The organism is Kluyvera cryocrescens NBRC 102467 (genome assembly GCF_001571285.1).
GTDB lineage: Bacteria > Pseudomonadota > Gammaproteobacteria > Enterobacterales > Enterobacteriaceae > Kluyvera > Kluyvera cryocrescens.
This window is the reverse complement of sequence record NZ_BCTM01000016.1, coordinates 80,091-98,752: the sequence shown is the minus strand read 5'-3', so window position 1 is coordinate 98,752 and position 18,662 is coordinate 80,091. Positions and strand designations below refer to the sequence as shown.

Genomic DNA, 18,662 nt, shown 5'->3' with positions numbered 1-18,662 from the left:
CTCAATCAAAAATATTGCTCTGATTCTCCCACAACGGACCTCCATGACCAACTACAGCCTTCGTGCAAGAATGATGATTTTGATCCTGGCACCGACCGTCTTGATCGGTTTATTGCTCAGCATCTTCTTCGTCGTACACCGCTATAACGACCTGCAGCGTCAACTGGAAGACGCCGGCGCCAGCATCATCGAACCGCTTGCCGTCTCCAGCGAATACGGTATGAATTTGCAAAACCGTGAATCGATCGGTCAGTTGATAAGCGTACTTCACCGCCGGCACTCCGATATTGTGCGCGCCATCTCCGTTTACGATGAACATAACAAACTGTTCGTAACCTCCAACTACCAGTTAGATCCCGGTGATTTACAGCTGCCGCGCGGAATGCCGTTCCCAAGACGCCTTAGCGTAACGCGGCATGGCGATATCATGATCCTGCGCACGCCGATCATTTCGGAACACTATTCGCCGGATGAATCCCCACAGTCAGATGCAAAAACGCCGGTCAATATGCTGGGCTACGTCGCACTGGAACTGGATCTCAAGTCGGTGCGCTTGCAGCAGTACAAAGAGATTTTCATTTCTAGCGTCATGATGTTGTTCTGTATTGGCATTGCGCTGATCTTTGGCTGGCGACTGATGCGGGACGTCACCGGGCCGATACGCAATATGGTGAACACCGTCGACCGAATTCGACGCGGTCAGTTAGATAGCCGCGTTGAGGGCTTCATGCTCGGTGAACTGGATATGTTGAAAAACGGCATTAACTCGATGGCGATGTCGCTTGCCGCCTATCACGAAGAGATGCAGCACAACGTCGATCAGGCGACGTCGGATTTACGCGAAACGCTGGAACAGATGGAAATCCAAAACGTCGAGCTGGATCTGGCCAAAAAACGCGCCCAGGAAGCGGCGCGAATCAAATCAGAATTCCTGGCTAATATGTCGCACGAGCTGCGTACTCCGCTCAACGGCGTGATTGGCTTTACCCGTTTGACGCTGAAAACTGAACTCAACCCGACCCAGCGCGACCATCTCAGCACCATTGAACGCTCAGCAAACAATTTGCTGGCGATCATCAACGACGTCCTCGATTTCTCGAAACTGGAAGCCGGCAAGCTGTTGCTGGAAAGCATTCCTTTCCCGCTGCGTAATTCACTTGATGAAGTGGTCACCCTGCTGGCGCATTCAGCCCACGATAAGGGACTGGAACTGACGCTCAGCATTAAAAATGACGTCCCGGATAACGTCATTGGCGACCCGCTGCGTCTGCAGCAGGTCATCACCAATTTGGTCGGTAACGCTATCAAATTCACCGAAAACGGTAACATTGATGTGCTGGTTGAACAGCGCGCCATCAGTAATAACAAAGTGCAAATTGAAGTGCAGATCCGCGATACCGGGATCGGTATTCCTGAACGCGATCAGTCGCGTCTGTTCCAGGCATTTCGTCAGGCCGATGCCAGCATCTCCCGCCGCCATGGCGGTACCGGTCTGGGGCTGGTGATTACCCAAAAACTGGTGCGTGAGATGGGCGGTGATATCTCCTTCCATAGCCAGCCAAACCGAGGGTCAACCTTCTGGTTTAACATCAATCTCGATCTGAATCCTAACGTGGTTTCAGATGGCCCGGACACCAGTAGCCTGAAAGGGAAGCGTATCGCCTATGTGGAAGCCAATGCCGCGGCGGCGCAGGCCACGCTGGATATGCTGGCTTCTACGCCGCTGGAAGTGGTTTACGCAGTGAGCATCGCCGCGCTACCGGTCGAGTTTTACGATATCCTGCTGGTTGCCGTCCCGGTCTCCGTTCGCGATCTCAGCATGCATCAGGAAAAACTTAACACGGCATTAGGGATGACCGAATTGCTGGTGCTGGCGCTCCCCTGCCACGCCCACGTTGATGCCGAAGCATTGAAGAAAAATGGTGCGGCAGCCTGTCTGTTGAAACCGTTAACCGCGACCCGCCTATTGCCTGTGCTGTTGGAGTTCAGCCGAAGCGCACCTTCGTTGATAGAACTGCCTAACACCGAACATCGTCTGCCAATGACGGTCATGGCGGTTGACGACAACCCCGCTAACCTGAAGCTCATTGGTGCGCTTCTGGACGACCAGGTGCAGCACGTTGAGCTATGTGAGAGTGGGCAGCAGGCGATAGAGTGCGCCAAACAGATGAAGTTCGATCTGATTTTAATGGATATTCAGATGCCGGATATCGATGGTATCCGCGCCTGCGAGCTGATTCGCCAGTTGCCGCACCAGCAGCAAACGCCGGTGATTGCCGTGACCGCTCACGCCCTCGCCGGACAAAAAGAGAAACTGCGCGCTGCCGGTATGAACGACTATCTGGCGAAACCGATTGAAGAGAATCGGCTGCACGACCTGCTGCTGCGCTACAAACCGGGCTTCAATACCCCACCGCGCCCTCTGCAGAGTGAAACAACGGTAGAGCCGCCAATTGATCTCAACGCCACGCTCGACTGGCAGCTGGCGCTACGTCAAGCCGCTTATAAGCCCGATCTTGCACGCGAAATGCTGCAAATGCTGGTCGCTTTCTTACCGGAAATCCGCAACAAAGTGGAAGAACAGTTAGTGGGAGAAGAGCCAGAGAATCTGGTCGATGCTATTCATAAACTGCACGGAAGCTGCGGCTACAGCGGCGTACCGCGGCTGAAGCACCTATGCCAGTTGATTGAAGGCCAGCTGCGTAGCGGGACGCCTGCAGAAGACCTGGAACCCGAGCTGCTTGAGCTGTTAGATGAGATGGATAATGTCACCCGGGAAACCCGGAAGATATTGGGATAACGTTGTGCCCGGCAGCCTCTGGCCGGGCAATCAATTCCGTTTAAAATGCTATCCGGTAAGCCGCTGTTGACGGCCAAATAGGGCAATCGTTATCCGGCCAGGTCAAGCGCCTGCAGCGCTTGCCCAATCTTGATCGCCGCCGCAATATTGCGCGCAGCCATCCGCACGTTATCTCCGGCTTGCGCCAGGGCGTCATCCAATGAACAAACCCGATAAAGAATGCTGAAAACCGCATCCACTCCGTGTTGATGCACCACGCCGACGTCCGCCGTCAGGCTGCCGGCGATACCAATAACCGGGATATGATGTCGTTTAGCTACGCGCGCCACGCCCACCGGCACTTTGCCGTGAACGGTTTGGCTGTCCATGCGCCCCTCGCCGGTTATCACCAGATCGGCATCCGCCACCAATGCATCCAGATGGAGCGCTTCCGTCACGATATCAATACCGTGGCGCAAATTCGCACCGCAGAATGCATGCAGCGCCGCCCCCAAACCGCCGGCCGCACCGCCGCCTTCCAGCGTCAGTACATCAATCGCTAAATCCTGTTTAATCCGCTGCGCAAAATGCCCCAGCGCCCGGTCAAGCTGTGCCACCATCTCTGGTGTCGCCCCTTTCTGTGGACCAAACACCGTAGAAGCCCCTTCCTTGCCGGTCAGCGGGTTAGTCACGTCGCAGGCCACATCAATCTGACAATCCGCCAGACGGCTGTCCAGCGCGCTGATATCGATCTTTGCCAACGAGCCCAGACTGGCGCCACCGTAGGCGAGTGGCTGATTATCCGCCGTCAGCAGCTTCGCGCCCAGCGCCTGAACCATTCCCGCGCCGCCATCATTGGTGGCGCTACCGCCCAAACCGATGATGATGCGCTTCACGCCCAGATCTAAGGCATGACGAATCAGCTCACCGGTGCCCCACGAGGTGGTTTTTAGCGGATTACGCTTTTCCGGGGATAAGAGTTCAAGGCCGCTGGCCGCCGCCATCTCGATAAACGCACACTGCTCGTCGCCCGACACCCCGTAAAATCCGGCAACCGGCTCGCCCAATGGGCCGGTGACCTCAACGGAAATCACGCGTCCCTGGGTCGCCGCCACCATCGCTTCTACCGTTCCTTCCCCACCGTCAGCCACCGGCAGCTTTACGTATTCAGCATCGGGATAAATCTCCCGAAATCCCGATTCAATGGCGCTGGCAACATCGAGCGCACTCAGGCTTTCCTTGTAAGAGTCCGGGGCTATCACAATTTTCATAGGCTGTCCTTATGCGGTTGGCGGCAGTGTTCTACACACCTTCATGCGTAGAACACTGCCGGCTCCTGGTGGAGCCGGCATTAATCTTAGCGCACCATACATGGACGTTTGTTATCAAAGGTCCAGTTTGGGATCAGATACTGCATTCCCATCGCATCATCACGCGCACCAAGACCGTGTTTTTTATAGCGTTCATTAGCTTGCATAACCTGGTCCATGTCCAGCTCAACACCCAGGCCCGGCTTATTCGGCACCTGAACCCTCCCGCCTTTAATTTCCAACGGCTCTTTGGTCAGACGCTGATTTCCCTCCTGCCAGATCCAGTGGGTATCGATAGCGGTAATATTCCCCGGTGCGGCGGCCGCGACGTGGGTAAACATCGCAAGCGAAATATCAAAGTGGTTGTTGGAGTGCGAGCCCCAGGTCAGGCCAAATTCATGGCACATCTGCGCCACGCGTACCGAGCCCTGCATCGTCCAGAAATGCGGGTCGGCGAGCGGAATGTCCACTGACTGCAGCGCCAGCGTATGCCCCATCTGCCGCCAGTCGGTAGCAATCATATTGGTGGCGGTCGGTAGCCCCGTCGCACGGCGAAACTCCGCCATCACCTCACGCCCGGAGAACCCCTGCTCCGCACCGCACGGATCTTCAGCGTAGGCCAGCGTGCCCTTGAGGTATTTGCCGATTTTAATCGCTTCATCGAGCGACCACGCGCCATTCGGATCCAGCGTTACGCGCGCCTGCGGGAAGCGTTTCGCCAGCGCCACAATCGACTCGGCTTCTTCTTCCCCTGCCAGCACCCCGCCTTTCAGTTTGAAGTCGTTGAAGCCATATTTTTCATACGCGGCTTCCGCCAGGCGTACCACCGCCTCCGGCGTCATTGCCTCTTCATGGCGCAGGCGATACCAGTCGCAGCGTTCGTCCGGCTGGCTCTGATACGGCAGCGGCGTCGCACGGCGGTTGCCAACAAAGAACAGATAGCCGAGCATGTCCACTTCATTACGCTGCTGCCCTTCGCCCAGCAAAGAGGCCACGTTGACGCCCAAATGCTGGCCGAGCAAATCGAGCATTGCCGCTTCAATCCCGGTGACGACGTGAATGGTTGTGCGCAGATCGAACGTTTGCAGCCCGCGACCGCTGGCATCTCTGTCGGCAAACGCCGTGCGTATCGTATTCAGCACGTTTTTATAATGACCGAGCGATTGGCCGACCACAAAGGGAACGGCCTCTTCAAGCGTGGCGCGTATTTTCTCTCCGCCGGGAATTTCCCCCACGCCCGTATGACCCGCATTATCTTTAATAATCACAATATTACGGGTGAAAAAAGGCGCATGGGCTCCGCTTAAGTTCATCAGCATACTGTCACGTCCGGCGACCGGAATAACCTGCATGGCCGTCACGACGGGCGTTGAAGAGTGAATAGTCATCGCGTGATCCTTATTAACTGAAACGATTACCGCAGGCGGGCGAACGTCTTCAGTACCCTGGCCCGTCGGCTAGAAGCAGTATAAGAAGCAATGGAGGGCAGCTCATCGTGCACATGCACAATATTGAAATAGATTATTGTTGATGGATATGGCTAACGAACAAATAGCAACCGGTACAAACCTGTTGTACCGGTGACAGGCGGATAATTTTTATTGAAGCAGCGTCGCCCACTGCTCAACCCACGGATTGGAAACGCTTTCCGGTTCCGGGTCTTCTGAAGCGTCAATCATCAGCATCTCGCCGACGCGCTGTGCGCTTTGTTCTTGTAACAACGCATCAAACCGTTTACCGCCGCCGCAGAAGTTGGCATAAGTGCTGTCACCCAGCGCAATGATGCCGTAGCGTAGATGCGGCTGGTACATATCCTGGAGATCGTTAAACAGCGGCACAATGCTGTCAGGTAAGTCACCCTGTCCAGTTGTCGAGGTGACGACCAGAACGTATTTTCCGGTGTAGCTTTCCCAATCAGCGACCATCGGGTCTTCAAAAACTTTTGCTTGATGGCCGAGACCGGTCAGGATCGTTTCCGCCTCTTCTGCCACCAGCAGTGAATTGCCGTACATGGTACCTACAAAAATCCCGACTTCTGCCATGATTTAACTCCCTGTTTACTTCTGGATAGCTTCATCCTGACCGCAGTCGGCAACAAACTCAACCCTTTCATTCTCAGGGAGAAGTCCGCGCCAGCCGAAATGTGATAAAGCCTGCATCCAGACATCGTCCAGCCCGGCACGAATGACCAGCGGTTCACCGGTGAACGGATGGGTTAACGATAGCTGGCTCGCATGCAGCATCAACCGACTGCAGCCAAAATGCTCAAGCGCGCTGCGGTTCTGGCGCAGATCGCCGTGCTTGCTATCACCGATCATCGGATGACGAAGATGAGACATATGCCGACGCAGTTGGTGCTTACGGCCCGTTTTCGGGTCCAGCTCAACCAATCCATAGCGCGTCGTTGGATAACGGCCGGTGGCAACCGGCATTTCAACCGTTGCCAAACCGCGGTAGTGGGTCACCGCCGGCTGGGGTTCCTTATTCTCGCGGGCAAATTTGTCGGCAATTTTGTCGAGTTCTTCCACCAGCGGATAGTCGAGGACCGCATCGTCTGTAAGCCAGCCGCGGACAATCGCGTGGTAACGCTTTTGAATCAGGTGCTGCTCAAACTGTTGAGACAAACGGCGACCCGCTTCGCTGGAAAGCCCCATCAGCAGGACGCCAGAAGTCGGCCGGTCAAGGCGGTGGGCGGTGAAGACATGTTGGCCAATTTGGTCACGTACCGTCTGCATCACCACCACTTTCTCATCACGATCGAGCCAGCTGCGATGAACCAGCCAGCCTGACGGTTTGTTGACCGCCACCAGCCATTCATCCTGGTAAATAATTTCCAGCATCAGCGCGCGTCGTCCGCGAAGAAGGCATCCAGTTCGCTCAGCGGAGGCAGGATAATCTCGCGCAGCGGATGGGCCGCATCGAGGGCCATCTCATAATATGGCGTGATGGCAAAATCTTTCGGCAGCGGCATTCCGCTGTCCAGCAGTTGGTGCATACGTGGGATCAAAACCCATTGCAGCCACTCAAGCGGCTGCAGCGTATCCATGCAAAAAGGTTGATCGCTGGCGAAAGCGCTGTCGTGCGGAGCGGTCTCTTGCCAATGCTGATGCTGGCGAAGCAGAGTTTCAATAAGCAAAAGTTGGTCGCGTAGGCTGTCGTGGCGTGTCATGGAAACCTCAGAGGAAACAAAATCGGGCGCAGGATACCATTACTGGTCGGCGAGAAACAAAAAAAGGGAGCACTGTAAAAACAGTGCTCCCGGTTCGTTTCGCAGCAATCCAGCTACTTTTGGTGCTCCCTGCTCGTCCGTGACAACTTTTCCTATGGCCTCCTGACCTGTTCATCCTTAAACGACTGCTTCCTGCATCACACCACCCCGATGTGATTTCACCCAATCCTTGAGTGTGTCCCGATCTTCCTGATCCACCAGATATCCTGTCTGGCTCTCATTCTCCGTCCTGGAGGTGTCCTTTAACGCGTTCCTGCGTGATCCTGTGCTTCGTCCTGAAGCCTATCCTTGTCTCACCATCCCGGTGTGTCCTATGAAGCGTCATCATCCTGATGTTCACTTCATTGTGCGACTCCCTGTCGACGTAGATAGAATCCGCTATTCCGCCTCGTCTTACAAGTGTCTCACAGGCAAACACTTAAGGCTTACACTATAGGAAAATAACCGGATTACACATTATCTCATTGATATAAAAAGAAATAATAAAAACACCGTGCCGAGTATCCTACTTATATTCTGGCGATCTCCTACAGTGCGTGTAAGAGATCTCTCACAAGGTGACGGGCAAACTGTCTTACAGAAGTGGATTAAGTTGAGTCAGGAAACTCGCAAGGGAGGAGGCTAGCGGTAATCGGTTACGCGTTCCGAGGGTCTCTTTGACCACTTCACCGGTCACGTTACACACGGAAATGACATCCAGTTCGCTATCCAGCGTAGCAATAAACAGCGTCGGCGAAAGTTTTAAACGCTTTTGCGTCACCAGGTGGCCAATCAGGTTTTCCTGTACGCGCAGGAAATCTTCCGGACTCCATGCTTGCAGCAGCGTTAGGGATTCCCCCATGAACAGCGCTTGCATGTCACCTGCATACTGGGTGGTATAATAACTGTGAATGGGTTGTTGTACCACAATACCCATCGCGCGCTCAACGCCATTTACATTCTGCTCGCCATCAAACGGCTGCGGCTGCCAAAACACGGCATCGTCCGTGGTCGATACCTGACACGGAGACGGGATGCCGTAAAGCTCTTCGCTACGCGGTAGGCTATGGTGGTCGCGCTGCCAGGCATCGCAATAGCGTTGAGTAAAGGCATGTAATGCTGCTGCAGTCTGCTGATCCACGAATTTCTCTCTTCAGGTTAGCCAGGATACACTAGAGACAATAGTGTACCTGCTTTATAACGGTGAAACATGTCTTCTTATGAGAACCATCAGGCGCTCTCGGGCCTGACGCTGGGTAAAACCACAGATTACCGCGATACCTACGATGCCAACCTGCTTCAGGGTGTTCCTCGTAGTTTGAATCGCGACCCGCTTGGCCTGCACGCCGATTCGCTGCCTTTTCACGGTGCCGATATCTGGACCCTGTACGAACTCTCCTGGCTCAACGCCAAAGGGCTACCGCAGGTGGCTGTCGGTCACGTCGAGCTAAGCCACGAAACGGTTAATTTGGTCGAGTCCAAAAGCTTTAAGCTCTATCTCAACAGCTTCAACCAGACCCGTTTTGCTAACTGGGAAGCCGTGCAGGAGACTCTGGAACGCGATCTTAGCGCCTGCGCCCAAGGCAACGTGACCGTCGCGCTGTATCGCCTTGATGAAGTGGAAGGCCAGCCCATCGCCCACTTCCATGGAAACTGCATTGACGATCAGGATATTGAAATTGAGAGCTATCAGTTCAACGCTGAGTATCTCAAAGGCGCTGCCGGGCATAAAGTGGTGCAGGAGACGCTGGTTAGCCACCTGCTCAAATCCAACTGCCTTATCACCCACCAGCCGGATTGGGGATCGGTGCAAATTCAGTATCGTGGCCCGCAGATCGACCGCGAAAAGCTGCTGCGCTATTTGGTCTCTTTCCGCCATCACAACGAATTCCACGAACAGTGCGTTGAGCGTATTTTTAACGACATCCTGCGTTTCTGCGCACCAGAAAGCCTGAGCGTTTATGCGCGCTATACCCGTCGCGGCGGGCTGGACATCAACCCGTGGCGTTCGAATTCTGATTTTGCTCCCGCGATTGGCCGTCTGGTACGCCAGTAATCTGAACAATTTCTCAATACTGCGCACATTGTTCTGCGCATGAGGTTGTCGTAACCGGGCCGGCGAGGCTATTGTAATCACTAAGGAAGACGATATTCGTCCCATAAGGAGTTCCCTTGATTACACATATTAGCCCGCTAGGCTCGATGGATATGTTGTCACAGCTGGAAGTGGACATGCTTAAGCGCACGGCCAGCAGCGACTTGTACCAATTGTTCCGCAACTGTTCACTGGCCGTACTGAACTCAGGAAGCCTGACCGATAACAGCAAAGAGCTGCTATCCCGCTTTGAGAATTTCGACATCAACGTGCTGCGCCGCGAGCGCGGCGTCAAACTTGAGCTCATCAATCCACCGGAAGAGGCTTTTGTTGACGGGCGCATTATTCGCTCGCTTCAGGCCAACCTGTTTGCCGTCCTGCGCGATATTTTGTTTGTTTACGGACAAATTCATAACGCGGTTCGTTTTCCGAATCTCGATTTAGAAAGCTCTACGCATATTACCAACCTCGTTTTCTCGATTCTGCGAAACGCCCGCGCGCTGCATGTCGGCGAAGCGCCAAGCATGGTGGTGTGCTGGGGCGGTCACTCGATCAACGAAAATGAATACCTCTACGCCCGTCGCGTCGGTAATCAGTTAGGTCTGCGTGAGCTGAATATCTGCACCGGCTGTGGTCCAGGGGCGATGGAAGCGCCAATGAAAGGCGCTGCGGTAGGTCACGCACAGCAGCGCTATAAAGAAGGCCGTTTTATCGGTATGACCGAGCCATCAATCATTGCCGCTGAGCCGCCGAATCCGCTGGTGAACGAGCTGATTATCATGCCAGACATCGAAAAACGTCTAGAGGCATTCGTTCGTATTGCTCACGGTATCATTATCTTCCCAGGCGGCGTAGGCACCGCGGAAGAGCTCCTGTATTTGCTGGGTATTTTGATGAACCCGGCCAACAAAGATCAGGTGCTGCCGCTGATCCTCACCGGGCCGAAAGAAAGCGCCGACTACTTCCGCGTACTGGACGAATTTGTCGTGCACACGCTGGGCGAAGGCGCACGTCGTCACTACAAAATCATCATTGATGATGAAGTCGAAGTCGCACGGCAGATGAAAAAAGCGATGCCGTTGGTCAAAGAGAACCGCCGCGACACCGGCGATGCGTACAGCTTCAACTGGTCGATTCGAATTGCGCCTGACCTGCAGATGCCGTTTGAGCCGTCGCACGAGAATATGGCCAATCTGAAGCTCTACCCCGATCAGCCGGTCGAGGTGCTGGCCGCCGATCTGCGCCGCGCCTTCTCTGGCATTGTGGCAGGTAACGTGAAAGAAGTCGGTATTCGCGCTATTGAAGAATTTGGGCCTTACAAAATTCACGGCGATAAAGAGATGATGCGCCGGATGGACGAACTGCTGCAGGGCTTCGTCGCCCAGCATCGCATGAAATTACCGGGCTCTGCCTATATTCCTTGCTACGAAATCTGTGCCTAAGCATCACGCTTAGCGTTTTTCACTCCCCTCCCGGCGATATTCTTCGCCGGGATTTCCAAAACATACCGAAAAAAATCCACTTTAATATACCGTAGCCAATCGTTTGCGCTTGAGGTCTGACCATACATTATTAGCGATAGTTATGATTGGACGCTAAAAAACGCCGCTTTCTCTATTTTTATCAGCAAAAACATCGTATTTACCCCCACCACCATTTACCACTCATACTGCAAATGCTAGCCTTCGCGCCCATAAATTTTCGCATAAAAGCTAATCACAGGGTAAAGACCTGCAATAACCTACATCAAAAGTGGATTATTACATTTGCGATCATGATCACTGATACATTTACCAGTTAAATGTACATTTGCGCTCGCCAAAAACGGCGTTGGGTAAAAATCATAAAAAAACCAGCGCGGATAAAATTTAATGTTGTGTTTATCGTTATTTTTACTTTATTTGACTAAAAAATTAGCACTTTTCCTTCCTCCAGGAGATACAGATGGAAAACACTCAAACCAGCACTGTCGTCACAGCAGAATCTGCTAGCGGATGGCGCAAGACAGATACAATGTGGATGCTGGGTCTTTACGGCACTGCAATCGGCGCGGGCGTACTGTTCCTGCCGATTAACGCCGGCGTAGGCGGTATGATCCCGCTGATCATTATGGCTATTCTCGCTTTCCCGATGACTTTCTTCGCTCACCGCGGCCTGACTCGTTTCGTGCTGTCCGGTAAAAACCCTGGCGAAGACATCACTGAAGTTGTTGAAGAACACTTTGGCGTTGGCGCAGGTAAACTGATTACCCTGCTCTACTTCTTCGCTATCTACCCAATTCTGTTGGTTTACAGCGTCGCTATCACCAACACCGTTGAAAGCTTCCTGGCGCACCAGCTGCACATGACGCCGCCACCGCGCGCCATCTTGTCGCTGATTCTGATCGTCGGCATGATGACCATCGTTCGCTTCGGTGAGCAGATGATCGTGAAAGCGATGAGCATCCTGGTATTCCCGTTTGTTGCTGCACTGATGGTGCTAGCTCTGTACCTGATTCCTCAGTGGAGCGGTGCGGCGCTGGAAACGCTGTCCTTCAGCAGCGCAGCGTCTACCGGTAATGGCCTGTGGATGACCCTGTGGCTGGCAATCCCAGTGATGGTGTTCTCTTTCAACCACTCACCGATCATCTCTTCCTTCGCAGTGGCTAAGCGTGAAGAGTACGGCCAGGGCGCAGAGAAAAAATGTTCCTCTATTCTGGCTCGCGCTCACATCATGATGGTGCTGACCGTAATGTTCTTCGTCTTCAGCTGCGTACTGAGCCTGTCCCCAGCGGACCTGGCTGCAGCGAAAGAGCAGAACATCTCTATCCTGTCTTACCTGGCAAACCACTTTAACGCGCCGGTTATCGCATGGATGGCACCAATCATCGCGATTATCGCTATCACCAAATCCTTCCTCGGCCACTACCTGGGCGCACGTGAAGGCTTTAACGGGATGGTGATTAAGTCTCTGCGCGGCAAAGGCAAAACTATCGAAATCAGCAAACTGAACAAAATCACTGCAGCGTTCATGCTGGTTACCACCTGGATTGTGGCAACCCTGAACCCAAGCATCCTCGGTATGATTGAGACCCTGGGCGGCCCAATCATCGCGATGATTCTGTTCCTGATGCCGATGTATGCCATTCAGAAAGTACCGGCAATGCGTAAGTACAGCGGTCACATCAGCAACGTCTTCGTTGTCCTGATGGGTCTTATCGCTATCTCCGCAATCTCCTACTCTCTGTTCAGTTAATCCCCTGCGCCGCCTTCGGGCGGCGCACCTCGTTACACAATGGACGCCTCATGATTAGCGTATTCGATATTTTTAAAATCGGCATTGGTCCTTCCAGCTCACACACCGTCGGGCCAATGAAAGCAGGCAAACAATTCACGGACGACTTGATTGCGCGTGGGATCCTTACTGATATCACTCGCGTGGTCGTCGATGTTTACGGCTCTCTCTCACTGACCGGTAAAGGTCACCACACCGATATCGCCATTATTATGGGCCTGGCAGGAAATCTGCCGGACACCGTCGATATCGATGCCATCCCGGCATTTATCCAGGATGTGAACACCCACGGTCGCCTGCTGCTGGCTCATGGTCAGCATGAAGTTGAGTTCCCGGTTGATCAGTGCATGAACTTCCACACCGACAACCTCTCTCTGCACGAAAATGGCATGCGCATCACCGCACTGGCGGGTGATAAAGCGGTTTACAGCAAAACCTATTATTCCATCGGCGGTGGTTTTATCGTCGATGAAGAGCACTTTGGTCAGGAAGCGCAAGCCCCTGCTGCGGTCCCTTATCCTTACAGCAGCGCCGCCGATCTGCAGCGCCACTGCAAAGAGACCGGTCTGTCGCTGTCCGGGCTGATGATGCAAAACGAACTGGCGTTGCACAGCAAAGAAGAGCTGGAAAAACACTTTGCTGACGTCTGGGCGGTAATGAAAGGCGGTATCGAACACGGTATCACCACCGAAGGTGTACTGCCGGGTAAACTGCGCGTTCCGCGTCGTGCCGCCGCACTGCGCCGCATGCTGGTGAGCCAGGATAAAGTCAACAGCGACCCGATGGCCGTGGTGGATTGGATCAACATGTTCGCTCTGGCGGTCAACGAAGAAAACGCCGCGGGCGGACGTGTGGTAACAGCGCCAACCAACGGTGCCTGCGGTATCGTTCCGGCGGTTCTGGCTTACTACGACAAGTTTATCCGTGAAGTGAACGCCAACTCTCTGGCGCGCTATATGCTTGTCGCCAGCGCGATTGGTTCACTGTACAAGATGAACGCCTCTATCTCTGGCGCTGAAGTGGGTTGTCAGGGTGAAGTGGGCGTGGCCTGTTCTATGGCCGCAGCCGGTCTGGCAGAGCTTCTGGGCGCGAGCCCGGCGCAGGTTTGTATCGCTGCGGAAATCGGCATGGAACACAACCTCGGTCTGACCTGTGACCCGGTCGCGGGGCAGGTTCAGGTGCCGTGTATCGAACGTAACGCGATTGCCTCCGTCAAGGCGGTCAACGCTGCACGTATGGCGCTACGCCGCACCAGCGAGCCGCGCGTCTGCCTCGATAAAGTCATCGAAACCATGTACGAAACGGGTAAAGACATGAACGCGAAATACCGCGAAACGTCGCGCGGTGGTTTAGCGATGAAAGTCTCCTGCGATTAAGCTTTCCCAGAGGCCTCGATTTGCGAGGCCTCTTCGCGTTTTTCCCGCCGCTAATAGCCTCTCCAGGCCTTGAATGTTACCCTTAGCGCCACCTCAGTTAAGGAGAACACCGCGTGGCCGTCCATTTGCTTATCGTTGACGCACTCAACTTAATCCGCCGCATTCATGCCGTTCAGGGGTCGCCCTGCGTGGAAACCTGCCAACATGCGTTAGATTTGCTGATCGTTCACAGCCAGCCGACCCACGCGGTAGCAGTCTTCGATGACGAGGCCCGCAACAGCGGCTGGCGACACCAGCGTCTTCCGGATTATAAAGCCGGGCGAGCGCCTATGCCTGATGAACTGCACGCGGAAATGCCCGCCCTGCGCGCGGCATTCGAGCAACGCGGCGTGCAATGCTGGGTCTCCACCGGCAACGAAGCCGACGATTTAGCCGCCACGCTGGCAGTGAAAGTCACCCAAGCGGGGCATCAGGCGACGATCGTTTCCACCGACAAAGGCTACTGCCAGCTGCTTTCACCCACGCTGCAAATTCGCGATTATTTTCAAAAGCGCTGGCTGGATTCTCCGTTTATCGAAAAAGAGTTTGGCGTGCTCCCCCAGCAGCTTCCCGACTTCTGGGGGCTGGCGGGAATAAGCAGCTCCAAAGTGCCTGGCGTCGCGGGTATTGGTCCCAAAAGTGCCACTCAACTGCTGGTGCAGTTTGGCACGCTGGAAGCGTTGTATGAGCATCTGGATGAAGTACCCGAGAAATGGCGTAAGAAGCTTGATGAGCATCGGGACATGGCGTTTTTATGCCGGGATATTGCCCGTCTGCAAACCGATCTGCATATCGATGGCAATTTACAACAGCTAAGGCTGTCTCGCCCGGCCTGATAGAGAAGCGCCATCAGACACGCTGATGGCGTTGAGAACCGGATAAAAGACTACCAGGCGGTATGATACAGCTCGACAATATCAGGAATGGTAGCCTCGCGCGGATTCCCCCCAGTACACACATCGTCAAACGCTGCCTGTGCCAATGCCGGGATATCCTCCTTGCTGACGCCGACATCACGCAGGTGCAGCGGAATACCGACATCATGGTTTAACGCAAAGACCGCGTCGACTGCCGCGCTGCGCGCTGCCGCAAGGCTCAGTCCCTCCACCTTAATCCCCATTGCTCGGGCAATATCACGAAACTTCTCGCCGGTAGACTCCGCGTTATACCGCATGATGTGCGGTAGCAAAATGGCATTCGCCACGCCATGCGGGGTGTTATAAAACGCCCCCAGCGGGTGCGCCATACCGTGGACCAGCCCCAGTCCCACGTTGGAAAAGCCCATCCCGGCCACATACTGCCCCAGCGCCATCGCTTCACCGGCATCGCGCTCACCGGCGACGGAACCTCGCAGCGCCCCAGCAATGATCTCAATCGCCTTTAGGTGCAGCGCATCAGTTAGTGCCCAAGCGCCCCGGGTGATATAGCCCTCAATCGCATGAGTCAGCGCATCAACGCCGGTGGCTGCTTTCAGCGAAGGAGGCATTCCATCCATCATGTCGGCATCAATAAAGGCGACCTGCGGTATATCGTGAGGATCGACGCACACAAACTTGCGCCGCTTCTCTTCATCCGTGATCACATAGTTAATGGTCACTTCGGCCGCAGTTCCCGCTGTCGTAGGGATTGCCATGATGGGAACGCTAGGTTTACGCGTGGGGGAAAGCCCCTCAAGACTGCGGACGTCCGCAAACTCAGGATTATGACTGATGATGCCTATCGCCTTGCAGGTATCCTGCGGCGACCCACCGCCAATAGCAATGAGGTAGTCGGCACCGCTATGCCGGAAGACGTTCAGCCCCTCATGCACAACACCGATCGTTGGGTTGGGCATGACTCCGGAATAGATCTCCCACGCAAGCCCCGCCTCATCCATCTTATCGGTCACTCTTGCCACCACACCGCACTGAAGCAACGTTTTATCGGTAACGATTAACGCCTTACGGTAGCCACGACGGTTCACCTCATCGCAAAGTGCCGAGACCGCCCCACGGCCAAACCACGCCGTTTCATTCAGAATCATTCTGTTAGCCATTGCTCTTCTCCCGTCAGTCTCGCGTTATCACTCTTCAATACGCAGCCCGTAGGTTTTGAATTTTTCCAGCACGATGGCGATCGCCTCATCGCTAAGCGCCGGCACCGGATCGGTAATCGCCAACGTGCTGAGATAAAGCTGTGCCAGAACTTCAACCTCATGTGCCAGCCATAAGGCTTTTTCCAGATTTTCCTCGCAGGCGATGAGCCCATGATGCTGCAACAGCGTCGCTTTACGGTTTTTCAGGGCAACGGCGACGTACTCGGACAGTTCGCGCGTGCCAAAGGTGGCATACGGGGCACAGGGGATGGTGTTTCCGCCTGCGGCAGCAATCATGTAATGGATGGCAGGAATAGGCCGATTAAGGATCGAAACGGCGGTACAGTGTACGGCATGGTTATGCACCACGGCATGCGCATCCGGCCGCGTCTGATAGGCAGCCATATGGAAACGCCATTCGCTTGATGGCAGCTTGCCCTGCTCATGATGCCCCTCGGCATCGATATAAACGATGTGTGCTTCAGTCAGCTTCTCATACGGGATCCCCGTAGGGGTAATCAGCATTCCGCCCTGATAACGCACGCTGACGTTACCCGCGGTTCCTTGATTTAATCCCAGACGCGTCATCTCCAGGCAGGTATCAATAATCTGCCGTGCCAGTTTATTTCGTTCCATTTATAACCTCTCTTGATGATTCCAAAGCCCCAACAGAACATTGCTACTTATTCTGTTGAATTAACCGTCTACTTACTCATCATCATCGTATTGAAGAAGCACAATGGAATTCCCTCGGTTTTATTTTGTGACCACCATCAATTAATTCCCTTGAATAAGTTATCGCTTGCAAAAACCACCCTAAAAAAAATGACCGCTCTTCATGATATTTATTTAAACGGGCATTTTTGCCCTTCACCATTAACAAATGACCGTTTCTGCGGCAATAAATTAATTCGGTCACTCAGGCTGTGGGTTTTAATATTTATTTTCTCAAACGGGCATTGTTTATAAGAAATTAAAGTGACAACTATCACATAAAAATACCACCAGTCGTTAAATGTGACCGCCATCATATTAAACAGCCTTTTTTCCCCGAAAATGAATTCATGAGTTCATTCCTAACTGCCCGATAGTCCCAGGAAAACACATGAACTTTTCTGTTTTTACGGTCCGTTCAGCAAAAACGACCACACTCTGACGCTTCTGAATCAATGAGGATGTTATGGGAAATACAACAATACAAACGCAGAGTTTTCGTGCGGTAGATGCCGGACAAACCCAGCGTTACATTATTCCATTTGCACTGCTTTGCTCACTGTTTTTTCTTTGGGCTGTCGCGAACAACCTGAACGACATTTTACTACCCCAGTTTCAGCAGGCCTTTACCTTAACTAACTTCCAGGCCGGGTTGATTCAATCCGCATTTTACTTCGGTTATTTTGTCATTCCTATCCCAGCAGGGATCCTGATGAAAAAACTGAGTTACAAAGCGGGCATTATTACCGGATTATTCTTATATGCTCTCGGCGCTGCATTATTCTGGCCGGCAGCGGAAGTAATGAATTACACATTATTCTTAATTGGCCTATTTATTATTGCTGCTGGCCTCGGCTGCCTCGAAACCGCAGCCAACCCATTTGTGACGGTATTAGGCCCTGAGAGCGGTGGACACTTTCGCCTCAATCTGGCGCAAACATTTAACTCATTTGGCGCTATTATCGCGGTTGTGTTTGGGCAAAGTCTTATTTTGTCTAACGTGCCACATCAATCCCAGGATGTGCTCGATAAAATGTCACCAGAACAGCTAAGTACCTATAAACACAGCCTGGTGTTATCGGTACAGACGCCTTATATGATCATCGTGGCGATTGTCCTGCTGGTCGCCCTGCTGATTATGCTGACTAAATTTCCGGCCCTACAAAGTGACGATCGCGCTGAGAGCACACAGAGTTCATTCTCCGCGTCCCTTTCCCGCCTGGTGCGTATTCGCCACTGGCGCTGGGCGGTGCTGGCACAGTTTTGCTACGTCGGTGCGCAAACGGCCTGCTGGAGCTATCTGATTCGCTATGCCATTGAAGAGATCCCCGGCATGACGCCCGGCTTCGCCGCCAATTATCTGACCGGTACGATGGTATGTTTCTTCATTGGCCGCTTCACCGGCACCTGGCTCATCAGCCGCTTCGCCCCGCATAAAGTGCTCGCCACCTACGCGCTGCTCGCCATGGTTCTGTGTCTGATCTCCGCCTTCAGCGGTGGCCATTTTGGCCTGCTGGCGCTGACGCTGTGTAGCGCATTTATGTCGATTCAGTACCCCACCATCTTTTCCCTGGGGATCAAAAATCTGGGGCAAGACACCAAATATGGCTCCTCTTTCATCGTCATGACCATTATCGGCGGCGGTATCGTGACGCCCGTGATGGGCTTCGTTAGCGATGCCGCAGGCAATATCCCAACTGCAGAATTGGTTCCAGCCCTGTGCTTCGCCGTCATCTTCATTTTTGCCCGTTTCCGTTCACAAACGGCAACGCACTAATCTTTTATCCGAATAAC

At 53.7% G+C, this 18,662-nt stretch carries 15 protein-coding genes; 7 read left to right on the top strand and 8 right to left on the bottom strand.

The genetic code is table 11. From position 1 onward, the window contains the following. Positions 1 to 43 precede the first annotated feature (43 nt). Positions 44 to 2,800, top strand: coding sequence for a two-component sensor histidine kinase BarA (gene barA / locus KCR01S_RS13150; protein ID WP_061283179.1), 2,757 nt, complete (start codon positions 44 to 46; stop codon positions 2,798 to 2,800). Positions 2,801 to 2,889: 89 nt separating this feature from the next. Here barA and KCR01S_RS13145 read toward each other — a convergent pair whose 3' ends face one another. The 6 genes from KCR01S_RS13145 to syd form a co-directional block, all read right to left on the bottom strand. After that, the gene (locus KCR01S_RS13145) at positions 2,890 to 4,050 is read right to left on the bottom strand and encodes a glycerate kinase (RefSeq protein WP_061283178.1); all 1,161 of its coding nucleotides are present in this window, start codon (positions 4,048 to 4,050) and stop codon (positions 2,890 to 2,892) included. An 86-nt stretch (positions 4,051 to 4,136) separates the two neighbouring features. Further along, positions 4,137 to 5,477, bottom strand: a complete 1,341-nt coding sequence (gene gudD / locus KCR01S_RS13140) for a glucarate dehydratase (protein ID WP_061283177.1) — start codon at positions 5,475 to 5,477, stop codon at positions 4,137 to 4,139. Positions 5,478 to 5,687: 210 nt separating this feature from the next. After that, positions 5,688 to 6,131: a flavodoxin gene (locus KCR01S_RS13135; protein WP_061283176.1), complete on the bottom strand. Its 444-nt coding sequence runs from the start codon at positions 6,129 to 6,131 to the stop codon at positions 5,688 to 5,690. Between the two features lie 15 nt (positions 6,132 to 6,146). Beyond that, a complete protein-coding gene (truC, locus tag KCR01S_RS13130) occupies positions 6,147 to 6,929 on the bottom strand; it encodes a tRNA pseudouridine(65) synthase TruC (RefSeq protein WP_061283175.1) in 783 nt (260 codons plus the stop codon). Further along, complete coding sequence (locus KCR01S_RS13125) at positions 6,929 to 7,258, bottom strand: YqcC family protein (protein WP_061283174.1); 330 nt, start codon at positions 7,256 to 7,258, stop codon at positions 6,929 to 6,931. Before KCR01S_RS13125 ends, truC begins: the two co-directional genes overlap by 1 nt. Before the next feature lie 634 nt (positions 7,259 to 7,892). After that, complete coding sequence (syd, locus tag KCR01S_RS13120) at positions 7,893 to 8,438, bottom strand: SecY-interacting protein (RefSeq protein WP_061283173.1); 546 nt, start codon at positions 8,436 to 8,438, stop codon at positions 7,893 to 7,895. A 69-nt stretch (positions 8,439 to 8,507) separates the two neighbouring features. Between syd and queF the strand changes: the two genes are divergently transcribed. The 5 genes from queF to xni all read left to right on the top strand — a co-directional run bounded on the left by queF (position 8,508) and on the right by xni (position 14,916). Then, the gene (gene queF, locus KCR01S_RS13115; protein WP_061283172.1) at positions 8,508 to 9,353 is read left to right on the top strand and encodes an NADPH-dependent 7-cyano-7-deazaguanine reductase QueF; all 846 of its coding nucleotides are present in this window, start codon (positions 8,508 to 8,510) and stop codon (positions 9,351 to 9,353) included. A 116-nt stretch (positions 9,354 to 9,469) separates the two neighbouring features. Continuing rightward, positions 9,470 to 10,834: a nucleotide 5'-monophosphate nucleosidase PpnN gene (gene ppnN / locus KCR01S_RS13110; protein ID WP_061283171.1), complete on the top strand. Its 1,365-nt coding sequence runs from the start codon at positions 9,470 to 9,472 to the stop codon at positions 10,832 to 10,834. A gap of 502 nt (positions 10,835 to 11,336) precedes the next feature. Then, entirely contained in the window at positions 11,337 to 12,626 is a 1,290-nt protein-coding gene (locus KCR01S_RS13105) for an HAAAP family serine/threonine permease (protein WP_061283170.1), read from the top strand. Positions 12,627 to 12,676: 50 nt separating this feature from the next. Continuing rightward, positions 12,677 to 14,041: an L-serine ammonia-lyase gene (locus KCR01S_RS13100; protein WP_061283169.1), complete on the top strand. Its 1,365-nt coding sequence runs from the start codon at positions 12,677 to 12,679 to the stop codon at positions 14,039 to 14,041. Positions 14,042 to 14,154: 113 nt separating this feature from the next. Beyond that, positions 14,155 to 14,916, top strand: coding sequence for a flap endonuclease Xni (xni, locus tag KCR01S_RS13095; RefSeq protein ID WP_061283168.1), 762 nt, complete (start codon positions 14,155 to 14,157; stop codon positions 14,914 to 14,916). A 50-nt stretch (positions 14,917 to 14,966) separates the two neighbouring features. Here xni and fucO read toward each other — a convergent pair whose 3' ends face one another. Together fucO and fucA are read right to left on the bottom strand one after the other, a co-directional pair. Then, positions 14,967 to 16,115 carry a lactaldehyde reductase gene (gene fucO / locus KCR01S_RS13090; RefSeq protein ID WP_061283167.1) on the bottom strand — a complete coding sequence of 383 codons (1,149 nt, stop codon included), beginning with the start codon at positions 16,113 to 16,115 and terminating at the stop codon, positions 14,967 to 14,969. Positions 16,116 to 16,142: 27 nt separating this feature from the next. Then, a complete protein-coding gene (gene fucA, locus KCR01S_RS13085; RefSeq protein ID WP_061283166.1) occupies positions 16,143 to 16,790 on the bottom strand; it encodes an L-fuculose-phosphate aldolase in 648 nt (215 codons plus the stop codon). Positions 16,791 to 17,334: 544 nt separating this feature from the next. On the opposite strand from fucA, the gene fucP reads away from it, so the two are divergent. Next, the gene (gene fucP, locus KCR01S_RS13080; protein WP_061283165.1) at positions 17,335 to 18,645 is read left to right on the top strand and encodes an L-fucose:H+ symporter permease; all 1,311 of its coding nucleotides are present in this window, start codon (positions 17,335 to 17,337) and stop codon (positions 18,643 to 18,645) included. Positions 18,646 to 18,662 lie beyond the last annotated feature (17 nt).

Coding starts and splice junctions, on each gene's coding strand:
- KCR01S_RS13125 (WP_061283174.1), bottom strand. CDS start 7,258: ATGACACGCCACGACAGCCTACGCGACCAACTTTTGCTTATTGAAACT.
- KCR01S_RS13145 (WP_061283178.1), bottom strand. CDS start 4,050: ATGAAAATTGTGATAGCCCCGGACTCTTACAAGGAAAGCCTGAGTGCG.
- fucP (WP_061283165.1), top strand. CDS start 17,335: ATGGGAAATACAACAATACAAACGCAGAGTTTTCGTGCGGTAGATGCC.
- fucO (WP_061283167.1), bottom strand. CDS start 16,115: ATGGCTAACAGAATGATTCTGAATGAAACGGCGTGGTTTGGCCGTGGG.
- KCR01S_RS13135 (WP_061283176.1), bottom strand. CDS start 6,131: ATGGCAGAAGTCGGGATTTTTGTAGGTACCATGTACGGCAATTCACTG.
- gudD (WP_061283177.1), bottom strand. CDS start 5,477: ATGACTATTCACTCTTCAACGCCCGTCGTGACGGCCATGCAGGTTATT.
- truC (WP_061283175.1), bottom strand. CDS start 6,929: ATGCTGGAAATTATTTACCAGGATGAATGGCTGGTGGCGGTCAACAAA.
- queF (WP_061283172.1), top strand. CDS start 8,508: ATGTCTTCTTATGAGAACCATCAGGCGCTCTCGGGCCTGACGCTGGGT.
- fucA (WP_061283166.1), bottom strand. CDS start 16,790: ATGGAACGAAATAAACTGGCACGGCAGATTATTGATACCTGCCTGGAG.
- KCR01S_RS13100 (WP_061283169.1), top strand. CDS start 12,677: ATGATTAGCGTATTCGATATTTTTAAAATCGGCATTGGTCCTTCCAGC.
- barA (WP_061283179.1), top strand. CDS start 44: ATGACCAACTACAGCCTTCGTGCAAGAATGATGATTTTGATCCTGGCA.
- KCR01S_RS13105 (WP_061283170.1), top strand. CDS start 11,337: ATGGAAAACACTCAAACCAGCACTGTCGTCACAGCAGAATCTGCTAGC.